Source organism: Streptomyces sp. NPDC056144 (genome assembly GCF_042264145.1).
In the GTDB taxonomy this organism is placed as follows: Bacteria; Actinomycetota; Actinomycetes; order Streptomycetales; family Streptomycetaceae; genus Streptomyces.
This window is the reverse complement of record NZ_JBHJVF010000013.1, coordinates 132020-149161: the sequence shown is the minus strand read 5'-3', so window position 1 is coordinate 149161 and position 17142 is coordinate 132020. Positions and strand designations below refer to the sequence as shown.

General features: G+C 72.9%; 18 protein-coding genes. 10 read left to right on the top strand and 8 right to left on the bottom strand.

All coding sequences use genetic code 11. From position 1 onward, the window contains the following. The first annotated feature begins 42 nt into the window (after nucleotides 1-42). Nucleotides 43-1128 carry a DUF5937 family protein gene (locus tag ACFC0Z_RS30065; RefSeq protein WP_376444621.1) on the top strand — a complete coding sequence of 362 codons (1086 nt, stop codon included), beginning with the start codon at nucleotides 43-45 and terminating at the stop codon, nucleotides 1126-1128. Nucleotides 1129-1142: 14 nt separating this feature from the next. On the opposite strand, the gene ACFC0Z_RS30060 is transcribed toward ACFC0Z_RS30065, so the two are convergent. Both ACFC0Z_RS30060 and ACFC0Z_RS30055 read right to left on the bottom strand, forming a co-directional pair. Then, nucleotides 1143-1823 carry a response regulator gene (locus ACFC0Z_RS30060; protein WP_376444506.1) on the bottom strand — a complete coding sequence of 227 codons (681 nt, stop codon included), beginning with the start codon at nucleotides 1821-1823 and terminating at the stop codon, nucleotides 1143-1145. A gap of 14 nt (nucleotides 1824-1837) precedes the next feature. After that, on the bottom strand, nucleotides 1838-3040 hold the full coding sequence (locus tag ACFC0Z_RS30055) for a sensor histidine kinase (protein WP_376444504.1): 1203 nt from the start codon (nucleotides 3038-3040) through the stop codon (nucleotides 1838-1840). 97 nt (nucleotides 3041-3137) lie between these two features. On the opposite strand from ACFC0Z_RS30055, the gene ACFC0Z_RS30050 reads away from it, so the two are divergent. After that, entirely contained in the window at nucleotides 3138-4196 is a 1059-nt protein-coding gene (locus tag ACFC0Z_RS30050) for an SAM-dependent methyltransferase (protein WP_376444501.1), read from the top strand. A 30-nt stretch (nucleotides 4197-4226) separates the two neighbouring features. Continuing rightward, nucleotides 4227-5369 carry an NADH-quinone oxidoreductase subunit D gene (locus ACFC0Z_RS30045; protein WP_376444498.1) on the top strand — a complete coding sequence of 381 codons (1143 nt, stop codon included), beginning with the start codon at nucleotides 4227-4229 and terminating at the stop codon, nucleotides 5367-5369. Between the two features lie 66 nt (nucleotides 5370-5435). Here the strand turns inward: ACFC0Z_RS30045 and ACFC0Z_RS30040 are convergent, their stop codons facing one another. The 4 genes from ACFC0Z_RS30040 to ACFC0Z_RS30025 form a co-directional block, all read right to left on the bottom strand. Further along, nucleotides 5436-6590: a hypothetical protein gene (locus ACFC0Z_RS30040; protein WP_376444495.1), complete on the bottom strand. Its 1155-nt coding sequence runs from the start codon at nucleotides 6588-6590 to the stop codon at nucleotides 5436-5438. Between the two features lie 130 nt (nucleotides 6591-6720). Beyond that, nucleotides 6721-7722 carry an ABC transporter substrate-binding protein gene (locus ACFC0Z_RS30035; protein WP_376444493.1) on the bottom strand — a complete coding sequence of 334 codons (1002 nt, stop codon included), beginning with the start codon at nucleotides 7720-7722 and terminating at the stop codon, nucleotides 6721-6723. A gap of 64 nt (nucleotides 7723-7786) precedes the next feature. Then, the gene (locus tag ACFC0Z_RS30030) at nucleotides 7787-8467 is read right to left on the bottom strand and encodes an ABC transporter permease (protein ID WP_376444491.1); all 681 of its coding nucleotides are present in this window, start codon (nucleotides 8465-8467) and stop codon (nucleotides 7787-7789) included. A gap of 1 nt (nucleotide 8468) precedes the next feature. Continuing rightward, nucleotides 8469-9155 carry an ABC transporter permease gene (locus ACFC0Z_RS30025; RefSeq protein WP_376444619.1) on the bottom strand — a complete coding sequence of 229 codons (687 nt, stop codon included), beginning with the start codon at nucleotides 9153-9155 and terminating at the stop codon, nucleotides 8469-8471. A gap of 157 nt (nucleotides 9156-9312) precedes the next feature. Here ACFC0Z_RS30025 and ACFC0Z_RS30020 point away from each other — a divergent pair, with 157 nt between their 5' ends. Continuing rightward, nucleotides 9313-10284: an ABC transporter ATP-binding protein gene (locus ACFC0Z_RS30020; protein ID WP_376444489.1), complete on the top strand. Its 972-nt coding sequence runs from the start codon at nucleotides 9313-9315 to the stop codon at nucleotides 10282-10284. A 60-nt stretch (nucleotides 10285-10344) separates the two neighbouring features. Here the strand turns inward: ACFC0Z_RS30020 and ACFC0Z_RS30015 are convergent, their stop codons facing one another. Beyond that, nucleotides 10345-11457, bottom strand: coding sequence for an alpha/beta hydrolase (locus ACFC0Z_RS30015; RefSeq protein WP_376444487.1), 1113 nt, complete (start codon nucleotides 11455-11457; stop codon nucleotides 10345-10347). A gap of 116 nt (nucleotides 11458-11573) precedes the next feature. Here ACFC0Z_RS30015 and ACFC0Z_RS30010 point away from each other — a divergent pair, with 116 nt between their 5' ends. The 6 genes from ACFC0Z_RS30010 (at nucleotide 11574) to ACFC0Z_RS29985 (ending at nucleotide 16461) form a co-directional block, all read left to right on the top strand. Then, nucleotides 11574-13466 (top strand): phosphatidylglycerol lysyltransferase domain-containing protein, encoded by a 1893-nt coding sequence (locus tag ACFC0Z_RS30010; RefSeq protein WP_376444484.1) that lies wholly within the window; start codon nucleotides 11574-11576, stop codon nucleotides 13464-13466. 28 nt (nucleotides 13467-13494) lie between these two features. Beyond that, entirely contained in the window at nucleotides 13495-14355 is an 861-nt protein-coding gene (gene folP, locus ACFC0Z_RS30005) for a dihydropteroate synthase (protein WP_376444482.1), read from the top strand. Next, complete coding sequence (locus tag ACFC0Z_RS30000; RefSeq protein WP_376444479.1) at nucleotides 14352-14843, top strand: nuclear transport factor 2 family protein; 492 nt, start codon at nucleotides 14352-14354, stop codon at nucleotides 14841-14843. Before folP ends, ACFC0Z_RS30000 begins: the two co-directional genes overlap by 4 nt. A 121-nt stretch (nucleotides 14844-14964) precedes the next feature. After that, complete coding sequence (folB, locus tag ACFC0Z_RS29995) at nucleotides 14965-15324, top strand: dihydroneopterin aldolase (protein ID WP_360811548.1); 360 nt, start codon at nucleotides 14965-14967, stop codon at nucleotides 15322-15324. Further along, nucleotides 15321-15920 (top strand): 2-amino-4-hydroxy-6-hydroxymethyldihydropteridine diphosphokinase, encoded by a 600-nt coding sequence (gene folK, locus ACFC0Z_RS29990; RefSeq protein WP_376444476.1) that lies wholly within the window; start codon nucleotides 15321-15323, stop codon nucleotides 15918-15920. The genes folB and folK overlap by 4 nt, the downstream gene beginning before the upstream one ends. A 49-nt stretch (nucleotides 15921-15969) precedes the next feature. Beyond that, nucleotides 15970-16461 carry a DUF3180 domain-containing protein gene (locus ACFC0Z_RS29985; protein ID WP_376444473.1) on the top strand — a complete coding sequence of 164 codons (492 nt, stop codon included), beginning with the start codon at nucleotides 15970-15972 and terminating at the stop codon, nucleotides 16459-16461. A 22-nt stretch (nucleotides 16462-16483) separates the two neighbouring features. On the opposite strand, the gene folE is transcribed toward ACFC0Z_RS29985, so the two are convergent. Continuing rightward, entirely contained in the window at nucleotides 16484-17089 is a 606-nt protein-coding gene (gene folE / locus ACFC0Z_RS29980; RefSeq protein ID WP_376444470.1) for a GTP cyclohydrolase I FolE, read from the bottom strand. Nucleotides 17090-17142: the final 53 nt, after the last annotated feature.

The following is a 17142-nucleotide window of genomic DNA, read 5'->3' as shown; positions in this document are numbered from 1 at the left end:
CGACACCGCCCCCGTCCCACCCCGCACCATGGGGTGGTGAGCGTGACGATCGACATCACCGGACTGCCGCAGGAGCGCATCGCCTTCTGCCCCTCGCCCCTGGCCGAGCTGGGCGCCGCCCTGCACGCCCTCGCCGAGCCCGCGCACCACCCCAGGCTGCACGCCTGGACGACCACGACCTCGGCGGCGCTCAAGCCCGAGCTCGCGGACCGGCTCCACGAGGCCGACTTCATGTGGCGCTCCACCCGCGCCGACATCCTGCTGCCCGCCCGGCCCCGCGAGACGCTCGCCGAGGAGCTGGACGACCTCGACCGCATGGACGACGAGACGTACGTGGGCGCGGCCCTGGAGATCTCCTGCGCGAGCCAGTACTACACGACGGGTCTTCCCTCCCCGCTCGTCGACGAGCGGGGGCGCCGCCGCGCCCTCGACCTGGCCGCCGCGCGCGGCCCGCGACAGGCCTCGTTCGTCGAGCGGATGCTCGCCGATCCGCCCGGCACGCGCGCGTGGGTCCGGCGTCTCCTGGAGGACTGCGACGAGGCGTTCTTCGCGGACACCTGGCGGCGGGTCGGCGTGCAGCTCGCCGCCGACGCGCGCCACAAGACCGAGCTGATGCGCCGCAAGGGCCTGGGCGAGGCCGTCTCCGCCGCCTCCTCGGCGATGGTCCTGGAGGAGGACGAGCGGGGTTCGCGGATCGTCGTCGACAAGCTGGTCCACAGCCGGACGACCGCCGAGGGCACGGGCGTGACGTTTCTGCCGACGGCCTTCGGCTGGCCGCACCTCCTGGCGGGGGCCGCCCCCGGCTGGCAGCCGGTCGTCCAGTACCCCGTGCCCACCCGTGACCTCGGCGGCGCCGCCACGACCGCGGAGGTCACCCTGCGCCTGGAGGCCGTCGCGCACCCGATGCGCATGCGGCTCTGCCGCAGCCTCGCCCGGGGCGCGTACACGACGGGCGAGCTGGCCGACGCGCACGGCATCACCGCGCCGGAGGTCTCCCGCCACCTCGCCGTCATGAAGAAGGCCGGGCTGCTCACCACCCGGCGCCGGGGCCGTTACGTGCTCCACCAGCTCGACGTGGCCGTGGTCGCCCGGCTCGGCAGCGACTTCCTGGAGTCGGTGCTCCGGTAACGCGCGGACAGCCCTCAGGCCGCGCCGCCGCCCGCCCGGACGAGGCCCGACTCGTACGCGAGCACCACGACCTGCACCCGGTCGCGCAGGCCCAGCTTGGTCAGGATGCGGCCGACGTGGGTCTTCACCGTCGCCTCGGAGAGGACGAGCCGGGCGGCGATCTCGCCGTTCGACAGGCCCTGGGCGACCAGCAGCATCACCTCGCGCTCCCGGTCCGTCAGCCGCTGGATCGCGCTGTCCGAGGCCCGCGTCTCGCCGCCCGTCGACGGCAGCATCGGCGAGAACCGGTCGAGCAGCCGCCGGGTCGTCGAGGGCGCCACCACCGCGTCGCCGCTGTGCACCGAGCGGATCGCCGCGAGCAGCTCGCCCGGCGGCACGTCCTTCAGCATGAAGCCGCTCGCACCCGCCTTCAGCCCCGAGAACGCGTACTCGTCGAGGTCGAAGGTGGTCAGGATCAGCACCTTCGGCGCGTCCGGCTGGGAACAGATCCGCCGGGTCGTCTCCACCCCGTCCAGCTTCGGCATGCGCACGTCCATCAGGACGACGTCCACCGCCGTCGAACGCAGCACCTCCAGGGCCTCCACCCCGTCGCCCGCCTCCGCCACGACCTCCATGTCCGGCTGGGCGGCGAGCACCATGCGGAAGCCGGTACGCAGCAGCACCTGGTCGTCGACGAGCATCACGCGAATGGACATCTCGGGAACCTCTTCTAGTGGGCGGTCTTGAGCGGGAGCAGGGCGCTGATCCGGAACCCGCCGCCGGGCCGCGGCCCCGCGTCCAGCGTGCCGCCGACCATCCCGACGCGCTCCCGCATCCCGATCAGACCATGGCCGCGGCCGTCGGCGCCCCCGTCCTCGTACATCTCCTGCGGCGCGCCGCGGCCGTCGTCCTCGACGAGCAGGCCGAGCCCGTCGTCGAAGTAGACGAGCCGGACGCTCGCGCCCGCGTCGGGACCGCCGTGCTTGCGCGTGTTCGTGAGGGCCTCCTGCACGATCCGGTACGCGGTGAGCTCGACGCCGCTCGGCAGCGGGCGGGGGCTGCCCTCGATCGCGAAGTCGACGGCGAGACCGGCGGCGCGGACCTGCTCGACGAGGTCCTCGATCTGCTGGACGTCCGGCTGGGGCACGTACTCCCCCGCCTCCTGGTGCTCGCCGGTGCGCAGGATGCCGAGGAGGCGGCGCATCTCGGCGAGCGCCTGCCGGCCGGTGGTGGAGATGGTCTCCAGGGCCTGCTTGGCGGTCTCCGGGGACGAGTCCATGACGTAGGCGGCGCCGTCGGCCTGGACGACCATGACCGACACGTTGTGCGCGACGACGTCGTGCAGCTCGCGGGCGATCCGGGCCCGCTCGGCGGCGACCGCGACCTTGGCCTGCGCCTCGCGCTCCCGCTCCAGGCGGGAGGCCCGCTCCTCCAGCTGCGCGAAGTACGCGCGGCGGGTGCGGAGCGAGTCGCCGAGGACCCAGGCGAGGGCGAACGGCACGGTCATGATGACCACGAAGAACACCTTGGCGCCGGTGGAGTCCGGTCCGCTCACCGGCCATCTCAGCTGCGAGAGCGTGGCGGCGCACAGGCCGCCGACGAGCGCGAGCCGGGAGGCCCAGCGCGGGCCGTCGTGCGCCGCGACCGTGTAGATGATCACCAGCATGGCGAAGTCGGCGACGAACGGGCTGAGGCCGAAGGCCAGCTGGGCGAGGCCGAGGGCGGTCGTGAGCAGCAGCATCTTCTCGGGGGCGCGCCGGCGCAGGGCCACCACGAGGGAGAAGAGCGCCGCGACGACCCCGTACGCGAGGGGGTTGTCGGCCGTCGGATAGGTCGACACCACCCACAGCAGGGAGAACCCGAGGAGGACGACGGCCCAGAAGGTGTCGACGCCCGTCGGGTGCCTGCGGATGAAGTCGTAGAGGGGCTGCACGTCACCCAGAGTAGGGAAAGGCGGAGGGTGCCCGGATCAACCGTGCGGTCGATCCTTGGCGCGGGGCCCGTACTCCCCGAGGTGGAGACTGGGGCACGTGACGGATGAGACGTGTCAGTGGCAGGGGTGGCGCGAGGCCACGGAAGCGGCGCTGTACGGCCCCGGTGGCTTCTACCTGAGCCCCGAGGGGCCCGCGGGCCACTTCCGTACCTCGGTGCACGCCTCTCCGCTCTTCGCGGGGGCGGTCGCGCGGCTGCTCCGTGAGGTCGCGGAGGAGCTGGGGACGGACGAGGTCGACCTCGTGGACGTGGGCGCGGGGCGCGGGGAACTCCTCACGGGGGTCCTCGCGGCGACCGCGGGCGACCTCGTGGTGCGGGCGTACGCGGTGGAGCGCGCCGCGCGGCCCGACGGTCTCGACCCCCGGATCACGTGGACCGACCGGATTCCGGCGGGCGTCCGCGGACTGCTCTTCGCGAACGAGTGGCTCGACAACGTGCCGGTGGACGTCGCCGAGGCCGACGCGGCGGGCGTCGCCCGGTACGTGGAGGTCGGCCCCGACGGTACGGAGCGGCTCGCCGCGCCCGTGACGGGCGCCGACGCGGAGTGGCTGGCGCGCTGGTGGCCACTGCGGGAGCCGGGCGCGCGGGCGGAGATCGGACGGCCCCGGGACGAGGCCTGGGCGGCGGCGACGGGCTCGCTGGCGGCGGGCCGCGCGGTGGCGGTCGACTACGCGCACGTACGGGAGAACCGGCCGCCCTTCGGGACGCTGACCGGCTTCCGGGCGGGCCGCGAGGTCCCGCCGGTGCCGGACGGGAGCTGCGACATCACGGCGCACGTGGCGATGGACGCGTGCGGGTTCCCCGGGGGCGGGGGCCATGGGGGTGGGTGGCTCGCGCCGGGGGACGGGTCGGCGCTGGACGGCGTACGGCCTCCGGGAGCCGGAGCGCTGCCCGTGCCCGAGCTGATCACCCAGCGGGAGGCGCTCGGGCGGCTCGGGGTGTCCGGGGGGCGGCCGCCGCTCGCGCTCGCGTCGAGCGACCCGGCCGCCTACGTCCGCGCGCTCGGCTCCGCCGGCGAGGCGGCCGAGCTCACCGCGCGCGGCGGACTCGGCGACTTCCTGTGGCTGGTCCAGCGGGTTCCGGACGGGGCTCCGTAGGCGGGGGCGCGGCAGGGGATACTGTCCCGCATGACGGAGACGACGGTCGGAATCGGCGGCGCGGCGGAGAGCACCGACATGGTGCTGAACATCGGCCCGCAGCACCCTTCGACGCACGGCGTGCTCCGACTCCGGCTCGTGCTCGACGGCGAGGTCGTCCGGGAGGCCGAGCCGGTCATCGGCTACATGCACCGCGGCGCCGAGAAGCTCTTCGAGGCGCGGGACTACCGTCAGATCATCATGCTGGCCAACCGTCACGACTGGCTGTCGGCCTTCTCGAACGAGCTCGGCGTCGTCATGGCCGTCGAGCGGATGCTCGGCATGGAGGTCCCGGAGCGGGCCGTGTGGAGCCGTACGCTCCTCGCCGAGCTGAACCGGGTCCTGAACCACCTGATGTTCCTCGGCTCGTACCCCCTCGAACTGGGCGGGATCACCCCCGTCTTCCACGCCTTCCGGGAGCGCGAGGAGCTCCAGGCCGTGATGGAGGAGGTCTCCGGCGGCCGGATGCACTACATGTTCAACCGGGTCGGCGGCCTCAAGGAGGACCTGCCGGCCGGCTGGCTCGGACGGGCCCGGCAGGCGGTCGCGGACGTGCGGTCGCGGATGGACGTGTACGACAAGCTCGTCCTCGGCAACGAGATCTTCCGGGGCCGTACGCGCGGGGTCGGCGTCCTGAGCAAGGAGGCCGTGCACGCGTACGGCGTGACCGGGCCGATCGCCCGCGCCTCCGGTGTCGACTTCGACCTTCGGCGCGACGAGCCGTACCTCGCGTACGGGGAGCTCCAGGACACGCTGCGGGTCGCGGTGCGCGAGGAGGGCGACTGCCTCGCCCGCTTCGAGTGCCTCCTTGAGCAGACGCACAACTCCCTCGACCTCGCGGACGCCTGTCTCGACCGGATGGAGGAGCTGCCGCAGGGGCCGGTCAACCAGCGGCTGCCGAAGGTGCTGAAGGCGCCGGAGGGGCACACGTACGCCTGGACCGAGAACCCGCTCGGCGTGAACGGCTACTACCTGGTCTCGAAGGGCGAGAAGACGCCGTACCGGCTCAAGCTGCGGTCGGCTTCCTTCAACAACATCCAGGCGCTGGTGGAGCTGCTGCCGGGGACGCTGGTCGCGGACATGGTGGCGATCCTGGGGTCGCTGTTCTTCGTCGTCGGCGACATCGACAAGTAGACGGACGGTCACACGCGTGAGGGCCGGACCCGTTCCACCGGTCCGGCCCTCATCCGTGTCCTCGCGTCAGGAGTTGACGGCTCCGCGCAGCTCGGCGACGTCGAGCTGTTCGGTCTCGTCGTGCGCGGTCAGGTCGATGACCTGACCGGCCGTCCGGGGCGCCGCGGGCGCGGGCACCGGCGCGGACACGACGGTGAGGGCCTCTTCGAGGACCTCCTCGCCGACGACGTCGGCGAGGTCGGTGTGCTGCACGGCCTCGATGGCCGCCGCCACCTTCTGCGTGCCCTGCGTACCGAAGAAGTCGAAGTTGCCCTCGGGGCGCGAGGCCCTGCGGGCCGCGTACGGGACGATCGCCGCGGCGACCGGCACGGCCGGGAGCGACGCGGGCTTCGGCAGCGGCGCGAGGGGCGCGGGCGCCTGGGCCTTGTCCTGCGCCTGCGCCTGCGCCGGCAGCGGTACGGAGCCGGTGGCGGCCGGCAGGGCCGCCGGGGTGGTGGCGGGGGCGAGGGCGGGGGCGGCCGTACGGCTGTGCTGCTCGGTGCCGGCGGCCGCCGCGTGCTTCCCCTGCGGCTCCTCCGTCTCACGGGCCCGCTCGGCGAGGTCGCGCTCGCGGGCCGCCTCGGCGGTGCGCTTGGCGTGCTGTGCGGCGGCGTTCCGCGAGAGGTCGCGCAGGGCCTGGGCGGCCTTGCGGTACGCCTCCGGGGTGGGCGTGGAGCCGGCCGCCGGCAGCGCCTTGACCTCGGCACCGGCCGCGGGGGTCGCGGCGGCGGTCTCCATGGCGAGGACGCGGCGGCCCTCCAGGGCGCTCGCGCGCTCGGTCTCCGCCGTCGCGTACCGGCGCAGGAGGTCGGCGTGCTCGCCGCGCAGCCCGGCGAGCTCGACCCGCTTGGCGCGGAGCTTGGCGTCGAGCCGGATCCGCAGCGCGCGGGACTCCTCCAGGTCGGACTCCAGCTCGGCGACCCGCTCCTCCGCCTTCCACTGGTCGGCGGTCCTGGCCCGGCTGAGCTCGGCGACGCGGGCGCCGGCGCTGCGGTCCCAGCCGCGCATGAGGACGGCACCGGTGACGGCGGCCGCCGCGGCGGCGACCGCGAGCAGCCTCACGAACAGCAGGTCGCCGGGCAGCCAGGCGGCCGCGGCGCACACGACCGCGGCGCCGGCGACCGCGGACGGCGGCAGCAGTTTGTGCAAAGGCGGGGAATGGCGGTGGCGTCCACGTGGCATGGCCTGAAATTTACCGTGCGTAGGCGCCCTGTGAAGCCCCGGCCCGGCAATCTCTTGGCCACTTCTCGCCGTCGGAAGTGGGCATCAACCCTTCCGGTTCCGTTTCGCACCGAGTGCCCTCCCCCGCGACCTACTTGTCGAGCAGCCCCTTCTCCGTCAGATAGGCCTTGGCGACGTCCTCCACCTTGGCCCGCTCGGCGTCGACCTTGCGATTGAGTTCGGCGAGATCCGACGTGGTCAGCACCTTGGTGAGGGCGTCGAGCGCGGTCGCGATCTCGGGCGCCCCGGCGTCCTTGGCGTTCACCACCGGCAGCACGTTGTCCGCGTTCTGCAGCTTCTTGTCGTCGGTCAGGAAGACCAGGCCGAAGTTCTCGATCGTGGCGTCCGTCGTGGTCGTCAGGACCAGCTGGTCCACCCCGTCCTTGACGGCCTGCTTGGCCTGCGGGGTCCCGACGCCCTTGGGGTCGATGCCGGTCACGTCGATCCCGTACGTCTTCTTCAGACCGGGCGCGCAGAACGGCCGCACCGCGCATTCGTCACCGGCCGCGATCTTCACCTTGAGCTTCGACGCGCCGAGGTCCGAAAGGGTCGTCAGCTTGTTCTTCTCGGCGAATTCCTTCGTCACCGCGAAGGCGTTCTGATCGACCGCCTCACCGACGGCGAGCACCTTCAGTCCGCGCGGTTCGGCGAGCTTCCGCAGCGCCTCCACCGTCGCGTTCGCGTCACCGGAGGCGACCGGCTTCTCCTCGGGCGCCTTCGGCCCGTTCACCTTCGCGTTGAGGAATTCCGCGATCGTCGCCGCGTATTCCGGTACGACGTCGATCTCGCCCTTCTCCAAGGACGGCTCGTACAGCTCGCGGTTCTTCACCGTCGTGATCGACGTGGAGTATCCGGCGGCGCGCAGCGACTGCGCGTACAGCTCGGCGAGGACCTTCGACTCGGTGAAGGCCGCCGCGCCGATGACGAGCGAACCCTTCTCCGCTCCGGCGCCCGCGGACGCCCCGCCGGAGGCGTCCTTCTGCTTGCCCGCCTCCAGGCTGTCACCGCCGCACGCGGCGAGCGCGACGGCCAGCGCCGTCGTCCCCAGCACCGCACCCGCGATACGCGAGACCCTGTTCACAAGACCACCCATCTCCGTCGAAAACCGTCAACCGTCAGCCGTGCCATGCCAGTCGTGCCATGCCAGTCGTGCCGTCTCAGTCGGCCAGCGCGCGGGCCCGAGCCGGTCCCGCCATCAGCCGGTCGGCGCCCGCGAGGACGCCCTCCACCAGGAGCGCGAGCAGCGCCACGAGCACGGCGCCCGCGACCACCTGTGCGGTGTCGTAGAGGGCGAAGCCGGCCGTGATGATCCGGCCGAGACCGCCCTGCCCGACCATCGCCGCGACCGTGGCGGTCGCGATCACCTGCACCGCCGCCGAGCGCACCCCGGTCATCACCACCGGTCTCGCGAGCGGCAGTTCGACCCTCAGGAAGGTCTGACCGCCCGTCATCCCCATGCCGCGCGCGGCGCGCACGGCGGCCTGGTCGACCTCCCGCACGCCCACATACGCGTTGGTGAGGAGCGGCGGGATCGCGAAGAGCACCAGGGCGACGACCGTCGGGACGTACCCGGCGTTGCGCAGCGGCGAGACCATGAACAGGGCGAGCACCGCGAAGACGGGGACCGCCCGCCCCACGTTCGACACGTTCACCGCGAGGGCGCCGCCGCGGCCGACGTGGCCGAGCCAGAGGCCGAGCGGCAGCGCGAGCGCGGCCGCGATCAGCAGCGCGGCCCCGCTCACGTACACGTGCTCGGCGAGCCGCTGCCCGATGCCCTCGTCGCCGGTCCAGTGCGCGCCGGTGGTGAGCCAGGACCAGGCGCCCGTCAGGATGTCCATCTCACGCACCCCCCGGCGCGGTACGGACCCGGGCCCACGGCGTCAGGAGCCGCTGGAGGCCCAGCAGGAGCAGGTCGGCGACGACGGCGAGGAGCACGCACAGCACGGAGGCGGCGAGCACCTGCGCCTTGAAGAAGGTGGGCAGCGCGTCCTCGATGAGGTTCCCCAGGCCGCCGCGGCCGACGACCGAGCCGATCGTGGTCAGCGCGATCGTGGAGACCGTCGCCATCCGGATGCCGGCCATCAGGACGGGGAGCGCCAGCGGGAGTTCGACCTGCCAGAGCAGCCGCCACGGGCCGAACCCCATGCCCCGGGCGGCCTCGCGCGTCTCGGCCGGGACCGCTTCGAGCCCCGCCAGCGTGTTCCGCACGAGGATCGTCAGCGCGTACAGCACGAGGCCGGTGACGACGAGCGCAGCCGAGAGGCCGAAGACGGGCAGGAGCAGCGAGAACATGGCGAGCGACGGCACCGTGTAGAGCAGGGTCGTCAGGCCGAGGACCGGGCCCTTGAAGCGGGGCCTCGCCCGCACGAGCAGGGCGAGCGGCACGGCGACGAGCAGCGCGAGCAGCACGGACGCGACGGTGATTCCCACATGCTGGAGGGTGGCGTCCGTCAGCTCCGCGCTGCGCGTGCGCAGGTACTCCCCGCAGATCCAGTCGTTCGTGACCAGGCAGTTCGGCGTACTCATCGGCGTGCTCATCAGGCCCTCCCCCCGGGTCCTCGGCGTGCTCCGAACGTTTGTCTGCCGACCCTAACCCCCGCCACCGACAATCGCCGGGACCCGCCACAATGCGGCAACACACCCTTCACACACCGCCGTCGCGCAGGGGCCAGAATGGGGAACCATGATCCGGTTCGAGCACGTGACCAAGCGGTACGCGGACGGCACCACGGCCGTCGACGACCTCTCCTTCGAGGTCGCCGAGGGCGAACTCGTCACCCTCGTGGGGCCGTCGGGCTGTGGCAAGACGACCACGATGATGATGGTGAACCGGCTCGTCGAGCCGACCTCGGGCCGGATCCTCGTCGGCGGCGAGGACGTCTCCGGCGTCGACCCGGTCGCCCTGCGCCGCAAGATCGGCTACGTCATCCAGCAGGTCGGCCTCTTCCCGCACCGCACGGTCCTCGACAACACGGCGACCGTCCCCGCGCTCCTCGGCTGGAAGAAGGCCGCCGCACGCGCGCGTGCCGCCGAACTCCTCGACCTCGTGGGCCTCGACCCGGCCACGTACGGATCGCGCTACCCCGCGCAGCTCTCCGGCGGCCAGCGCCAGCGCGTCGGCGTGGCCCGCGCGCTCGCCGCCGACCCGCCGGTCCTCCTCATGGACGAGCCCTTCGGCGCCGTCGACCCGGTCGTCCGCGAGCGGCTCCAGAACGAGTTCCTCGCCCTCCAGGCCACGGTCCGCAAGACCGTCCTCCTCGTCACCCACGACATCGAGGAGGCCGTCCGCATGGGCGACCGCATGGCCGTGTACGGGCAGGGGCGCATCGAGCAGTTCGACACCCCGGCCACCGTGCTCGGCTCCCCCGCCACCCCGTACGTCGCGGAGTTCGTCGGGAACGACCGGGGGCTCAAGCGGCTGGCCGTCACCCCGGTCACGGAGGCGGACCTCGACCCCGCCGGGGAGCCCGAGGGGCACCGGGACGACGCCCGTGTACCGCTGGGGACCTCGCTCAAGGACGCGCTGGCCGCGCTCCTCCAGCACGACGCGGGCCGCCTCACCGTCACCGGCGAGGACGGCCGGCCGGTCGGCGTCCTCACCCCGGACGGGGTCCACCGCGCCCTGCGGAGGGCCACCGCCGCCACCGCCGACTGAGGCTCACGCTCGGGAGCGGTGCTCACGCTCCGGAGCAGAGCTCACGCCCCGGAGCAGGGCTCACGCCCCGGTGAGCTTGCCGCTCAGCCAGACCATCCCCGGCGGGATCTCCCTGTTCCAGGTGGTGAAGTTGTGGCCACCGCTCTTCAGGGTGATCGAGGAGACCCGCGCGGGGCTCTTCACCTTCTTGATGAAGTCGAGCGTCCCCTTCAGGTTCCCCTCGCCCTGCTTCGACGTCGTCACCAGGAACGACGACTTCCCCTGCGGCAGGTGGTCCAGGCTCCACAGCAGGTCCGCGCGCTTGCGCAGGGAGTCGTCGCCCTGGAAGAGGTCGCCGGTCGTCACGTCCTCCGCCGCCCGGTAGTACGCCGAGAAGCCCGCCCCGGCCGCGAACCTGTCCGGGTGGTGCAGCGCGATCTTCAGCGCGCAGTACGCGCCCGTCGAGTTGCCCATGAAGCCCCAGTTCCGCGCCTCGGTCCCGACGCGGTACGTCTCCGAGATCACCTTCGGCAGGTCCTCGGCGAAGTAGGTCTCGGTCTGCGGGCCGCCGGGGATGTCCACGCACTCGGTGTCGCGCGGCGGCGCCACCGTCGGCCGGAGCATGACCAGGATCATCGGCTGCATCTTCCCCTCCTTGGCCTGGAGGTAGGCGGTCTTCGGGTACTTGAGGCCCTTGATCAGGTTCTCCGCCGTGCCCGGGTAGCCGGTGAGCACCACCGAGGCGGGGAAACGCTTCTTCGCGTACCGCTCCTGGAAGTACTCCGGCGGCAGGTAGACGTACGCCGGTGAGGTGATCCCCGAGCGGTCGCCCTTGATCACGACCTTCTGTATCTGTCCGCCGACGTCCGGGCGGGCGCCGCCCGGCACGTCGAGCCGCTGCTTGCCGACGACCTGCAGGTCCTTCGAGCCGGCCGCGTGGTCGACGACCACGCCCATCTCCTGCTCCTGCCCGAAGAGGTCCGCCCAGGAGCCGTAGAACAGGAAGGAACGGTTCGCCGCGAGGCCGATCGCCGCGAACAGCGCCAGCTGGGTCGCGAGCAGCAGTCCTACCCGCCCCACGACCGCGCGCCACCCGCGCCGCGCGAGCCGCGGCCACAGCCAGACCGTGGCGAAGAACAGCACCACGGCCAGCGCCACCGCCAGCACGAGGACTTTGTTGCTGGTGAGCCCCATGAGACGACCGAGCCTTCTTTCCTGAGATTTCCCTGTGGACCAATGAACCCTGCCCCGTACCGCGCCGTCCTAGAGGGCGCATCGAAGACCACCGGAGTACGGGAGTACGGGAAGCCATGTCTGTCACGCTAGATGAGGACAAATCGGGATTGGTTCCGGTTCGGGTCCGGCGGATTCTCCGCGGCCCCCGCCCCGAGAAGGTCCCCGCCCTCGTCGGCACGGCCTGCACCGTCATCGGCCTCATCGACATCGGAGCGGGCGTCTTCCCCCGCTTCCGCGCCAGCCGCATGCACGCCGTCGCCGAGGTCCTCCCCGGCACCCTCGGCCCCCTCTCCGCCGCGCTCTCCCTCAGCGTCGGCGTCCTCCTGCTCCTCCTCGCCCACGGCCTCAAGCGGAACAAGCGGCGCGCCTGGCGCGCGGCCGTCGTCCTGCTGCCCCTCGGCGGCGCCGCCCAGTTCGTCTGGCGCCACTCGGTCTGCGGCGCCCTGCTCTCCCTCGCGCTCCTCGCGCTCCTGATCCGCCACCGCGACCAGTTCGCCGCCCTGCCCGACCCGCGCAGCCGCTGGCGGGCCCTCGCCAACTTCGTCGTCGTCGGCGCCGGCTCCCTCGTCCTCGGTCTCGTCATCGTCAGCGCCCACCCGCGCCGGACCGTCGGCGACCCCAGCCTCACCGACCGCCTCGAACACGTCCTGTACGGGCTCGTCGGCGTCGAAGGCCCCGTCGCCTACACCAAGGGCGTCGACTGGACCGTCGGCTACTCCCTCGGCGCCCTCGGCATGCTCACCGCCCTCACCACCATCTACCTGGCCTTCCGCCCCGAGCACCCCGCCGCCCGGCTCACCGAGGACGACGAGACCCGGCTGCGCGACCTGCTCGGCCGGCACGGCGGCCGCGACTCCCTCGGCCACTTCGCCCTCCGCGAGGACAAGGGCGTCGTCTTCTCCCCCAGCGGCAAGGCCGCCGTCTGCTACCGCGTCGTCTCCGGCGTGATGCTCGCCAGCGGCGACCCCATCGGCGACGTCGAGGCCTGGCCCGGCGCCATCGAACGCTTCATGGACGAGGCCAAGGCCCACTCCTGGACCCCCGCCGTCATGGGCTGCTCCGAGACCGGCGGCCAGGTCTGGACCCGCGAGACCGGGCTCGACGCCCTCGAACTCGGCGACGAGGCCATCGTCGACGTCGCCGACTTCTCCCTCTCCGGACGCGCCATGCGCAACGTCCGCCAGATGGTCAAGCGCATCGAACGCAACGGGTACACCACCCGCGTCCGGCGCGTCCGCGACCTCGACGAGGAGGAACTCGAACGCGTCCGCCGCGCCGCCGCCGACTGGCGCGGCACCGACACCGAACGCGGCTTCTCCATGGCCCTCGGCCGCATCGGCGCGCCCGGCGACGGGGACGCGGTCATAGCGACCGCCCACAAAGCCGACCCCGACGGCACCGAGGACCCCTCCGGCGCCTCCCCCTACGGCGACCTGAAGGCGATCATCCACTTCGTCCCCTGGGGCACCGACGGCATGTCGCTCGAACTCATGCGCCGCGACCGCTCCGCCGACCCCGGCATGAACGAGCTCCTCATCGTCGCCGCCCTCCAGGCCTCCCCCGGCCTCGGCGTCGCCCGGGTCTCCCTCAACTTCGCGATGTTCCGCTCCGCCCTCGCCCGCGGCGAGAAGATCGGCGCGGGCCCCGTCCTGCGCGTCTGGCGCGGTCTCCTCGTCTTCCTCTCCCGCTGGTTCCAGATCGAGTCGCTCTACAAGTTCAACGCCAAGTTCCGGCCGCGCTGGGAACCCCGCTTCGTCGTCTACCGGAAGAGCCGCGACCTCCCCCGCATCGGCCTCGCCGCCATGCGCGCCGAAGGCTTCGTCACCCTCTCCCTCCCCCGCCCCTTCCCCCGCAGGCGCCCCGCCCGGGCCCCCCGCCCCTGCGCCCACGTCGTCCCGGTCCAGACGCCCGCCACTCCCCCGGCGCCCGTCCCCGTCCCCGTACGGGAGAAGGCCCACGCGGCCTGAAGCCGCCCCTGGGCCCTACGCTGGTCGCATGAGGACGACGATCGACCGGGGTACGGCCCTGGGCCTGCCGGAGTGGGACCGCTGCGCGGTCATGGGCGTGGTCAACGTGACCCCCGACTCCTTCTCCGACGGCGGCCGCTGGTTCGACACCACGGCCGCCGTCAAACACGGCCTCGACCTCGTCGCCCAGGGCGCCGACCTCGTCGACGTCGGCGGCGAGTCCACCCGGCCCGGCGCCACCCGCGTCGACGAGGAGGAAGAGCTCCGCCGCGTCGTCCCCGTCGTCCGCGAACTCGCCGCCGAGGGCGTCACCGTCTCCGTCGACACCATGCGCGCCACCGTCGCCGCCCGCGCCGTCGAGGCCGGCGCGATCCTCGTCAACGACGTCAGCGGCGGACTCGCCGACCCCGGCATGATCCCCGCCGTCGCCGCCGCCGAGGTCCCCTTCGTCGTCATGCACTGGCGGGGCTTCAGCGAGGACATGAACAGCCTCGCGGTGTACGAGGACGTCGTCGGCGAAGTGCTCTCGGAACTCCGCACCCGCCTCGACGCCGTCGTCGACGGCGGCATCGCCCCCGAGCGGATCGTCGTCGACCCCGGCCTCGGCTTCGCCAAGCTCGCCCCGCACGACCTGGCCCTCGTCGCCCACCTCCCGGAGCTCCGCGCCCTCGGCCGCCCGCTCCTGGTCGCCGCCTCCCGCAAGCGTTTCCTCGGCCACGTCCTGACCCGCGACGGCGCCACCCCGCCGCCCGCCCGCGAACGCGACGCCGCCACCGCCGCCGTCTCCGCCATCGCCGCCCACGAGGGAGCCTGGGCGGTCCGCGTCCACGAGGTACGGGCCACCGCCGACGCCGTACGCGTCGCCCGCGCCGTCGAGGGAGCCAGGTGACCGGCGCCGACCGGCGCGAAGCCGACCGGGCGGCCGTCGAAGCCGCCAACACCGCCTTCTACGAGGCCATGGAGCGCGGCGACTTCGAGGCCGTCTCCGGCCTCTGGCTCGACGACGGCGCCACCCCCATCACCTGCGTCCACCCCGGCTGGCCCGTGCTCACCGGGCGCGGCGAGGTGCTCCGCTCGTACGCCCTGATCATGGCGAACACCGAGTACATCCAGTTCTTCCTGACCGACCTCGGGATCTCGCTCGCCGGCTCCACCGCGATCGTCACCTGCACCGAGAACATCCTCAGCGGCGGCCCCGCCGAGGACGGCGCCGAACTCGGCCCCCTCGTCGGCCAGCTCGTCGTCGCCACCAACGTGTTCCGCGACACACCCGACGGATGGCGGATCTGGTCCCACCACGCCTCCCCCGTCATCGCCGACACCGACGGGACGCCCGAAGGAAACCCCGGCCCGGACGGCAACGAATCCACGGCCTGACCCGCCCTCGGCCCCCCGAAGGCAAGCGTTGTCGGTCCCCGCAGGTAGATTCGACAGTGGACACCCGGCCGTCCGCACCCGGCTGCGTGACCACCGAACTACGACAGCAGGAGTGATTCGCGTGGATCGTGTCGCGCTGCGCGGCCTCAAGGCCCGGGGCCACCATGGCGTCTTCCCCAAGGAGCGCGAGGAGGGCCAGACCTTCATCGTCGACCTGGTCCTCAGCCTGGACACCCGTCCGGCGGCCGCCGACGACGACCTGGCGAAGACCGTGCACTACGGCATCGTCGCCGAGGAGGTCGTCGACGTCGTCCAGGGCGAGCCCGTCGACCTCATCGAAACCCTCGCCGAGCGCATCGCCCAGCAATGCCTCAGCCACGCCGGGGTACAGGAAGTAGAGGTCGTCGTCCACAAGCCCGACGCCCCCATCACCGTGCCCTTCGACGACGTCACCATCACGATCACCCGGAGCCGACGATGAAGCCGACGCAGAGCGATCCCACCGTCCAGCCCGTACCGGCGTCCGTCGTCGCGACCGTCGACGCCGCCGACACCACGCTCTCCAACCCGCGCTGGGCCGTCCTGGCCCTCGGCTCCAACCTCGGCAACCGCCTGGAGACCCTCCAGGGCGCCGTCGACGCCCTCGCGGACACCCCCGGCCTCCGGGTCAAGGCCGTCTCCCCCGTGTACGAGACGGAGCCCTGGGGCGTCGAGCCGGGCACCCAGCCCTCGTACCTCAACGCGGTCGCCCTCGTGAAGACGACCCTGCCGCCCTCCTCCCTCCTGGAGCGCGCCCAGGCCGTCGAGGAGGCCTTCCACCGCGTCCGCGAGGAGCGCTGGGGCGCCCGCACCATCGACGTCGACATCGTGACGTACGCGGACGTCGTCTCCGACGACCCCGTCCTCACCCTGCCGCACCCCCGCGCCCACGAGCGCACCTTCGTCCTCGCCCCCTGGAACGACGTCGACCCCGCCGCGGAGCTCCCCGGCCACGGCCCCGTCGCCGCGCTCCTCGCCGCCCTCGGCACGGCGGACGTCACTCCCCGTGCCGACCTGGAACTCCGCCTCCCGGAGTAGTCGTTACGCTCGTGCCAGACCGCCCCCGCGACGACACGAAGGACACCCGGTGAAACAACTGCGGCTGAAGGTGCTCACCGGACTCTTCCTCGCGGCGGGCGTCCTCTCCTGGGGCGGCACCCGGCTCTGGGACTCGGTCGGCACCCTGCCCAGCGTGCCGGTCGCCGCGCCGATCGTCCTCGCCGTGATCGCGGTCGTCCTGACCGCGACCGCCCTCTCCCTGCGGTCCCGGCTCAAGGCCCAGCGCGAGCGCCGCCCCGGCGCCAAGGGCGTGGAGCCGCTGATGGCGGCCCGCGCGGTGGTCTTCGGCCAGGCGAGCGCCCTGGTGGCCGCCCTCGTCGCCGGCATGTACGCCGGCACGGCCGTCCACCTCCTCGCCTCCCTGGGGGACAACCCCGCCCGCCGCGACCAGGCCCTCTACGCGGGCCTGGCGACCGCGGCGGGCATCGCCGTCATCGCGGCGGCGCTCTTCCTGGAGCGGGTCTGCAAGCTCCCCGAGGACCCCGAGAACGGCGAAGGCCCGGGCAAGGCCCGGGCCTGAACCACTCCGCCTCCGTGGCGCGTCAGCGCGCCATGATGAGGCTCATCGCCTCCGCGCGGGTCGCGGAGTCCCGCAGCTGGCCGCGGACGGCCGAGGTGATGGTCTTGGCGCCCGGCTTGCGGATGCCGCGCATCGACATGCACATGTGCTCGCACTCGAAGACCACGATGACTCCGCGCGGCTCCAGGATCTCCATCAGGGAGTCCGCCACCTGGGTGGTCAGCCGCTCCTGCACCTGGGGACGGCGGGCGTACACGTCCACGAGCCGGGCGAGCTTCGACAGTCCGGTGATCTTGCCCGTCGTGGACGGGATGTACCCGACGTGCGCCACCCCGCGGAACGGGACGAGGTGGTGCTCACAGGTCGAGTACACCTCGATGTCCTTGACCAGCACCATCTCGTCGTGACCGAGGTCGAAGGTGGTCGTCAGGACGTCCTCGGGCTGCTGCCACAGGCCCGCGAATATCTCCTTGTACGCGCGGGCGACACGGCCCGGCGTCTCGCGCAGCCCCTCGCGGTCCGGGTCCTCGCCGACCGCGATGAGGAGTTCGCGGACGGCGGCCTCGGCGCGCTTCTCGTCGAACTCGCCGATCGTTCCCTCGCCGTCCAGCGTCACCGGGTCGGTCATCCTGTGCCTCGTTCCGTCTGACTGTTGTGCGCGGGAAATGACCACGCCCCCAC

Coding starts and splice junctions, on each gene's coding strand:
- ACFC0Z_RS30060 (WP_376444506.1), bottom strand. CDS start 1,823: ATGTCCATTCGCGTGATGCTCGTCGACGACCAGGTGCTGCTGCGTACC.
- ACFC0Z_RS30045 (WP_376444498.1), top strand. CDS start 4,227: ATGACGGAGACGACGGTCGGAATCGGCGGCGCGGCGGAGAGCACCGAC.
- ACFC0Z_RS30040 (WP_376444495.1), bottom strand. CDS start 6,590: ATGCCACGTGGACGCCACCGCCATTCCCCGCCTTTGCACAAACTGCTG.
- ACFC0Z_RS30035 (WP_376444493.1), bottom strand. CDS start 7,722: ATGGGTGGTCTTGTGAACAGGGTCTCGCGTATCGCGGGTGCGGTGCTG.
- ACFC0Z_RS30030 (WP_376444491.1), bottom strand. CDS start 8,467: ATGGACATCCTGACGGGCGCCTGGTCCTGGCTCACCACCGGCGCGCAC.
- ACFC0Z_RS30025 (WP_376444619.1), bottom strand. CDS start 9,155: ATGAGTACGCCGAACTGCCTGGTCACGAACGACTGGATCTGCGGGGAG.
- ACFC0Z_RS30020 (WP_376444489.1), top strand. CDS start 9,313: ATGATCCGGTTCGAGCACGTGACCAAGCGGTACGCGGACGGCACCACG.
- ACFC0Z_RS30015 (WP_376444487.1), bottom strand. CDS start 11,457: ATGGGGCTCACCAGCAACAAAGTCCTCGTGCTGGCGGTGGCGCTGGCC.
- ACFC0Z_RS30010 (WP_376444484.1), top strand. CDS start 11,574: ATGTCTGTCACGCTAGATGAGGACAAATCGGGATTGGTTCCGGTTCGG.
- folP (WP_376444482.1), top strand. CDS start 13,495: ATGAGGACGACGATCGACCGGGGTACGGCCCTGGGCCTGCCGGAGTGG.
- folK (WP_376444476.1), top strand. CDS start 15,321: ATGAAGCCGACGCAGAGCGATCCCACCGTCCAGCCCGTACCGGCGTCC.
- folE (WP_376444470.1), bottom strand. CDS start 17,089: ATGACCGACCCGGTGACGCTGGACGGCGAGGGAACGATCGGCGAGTTC.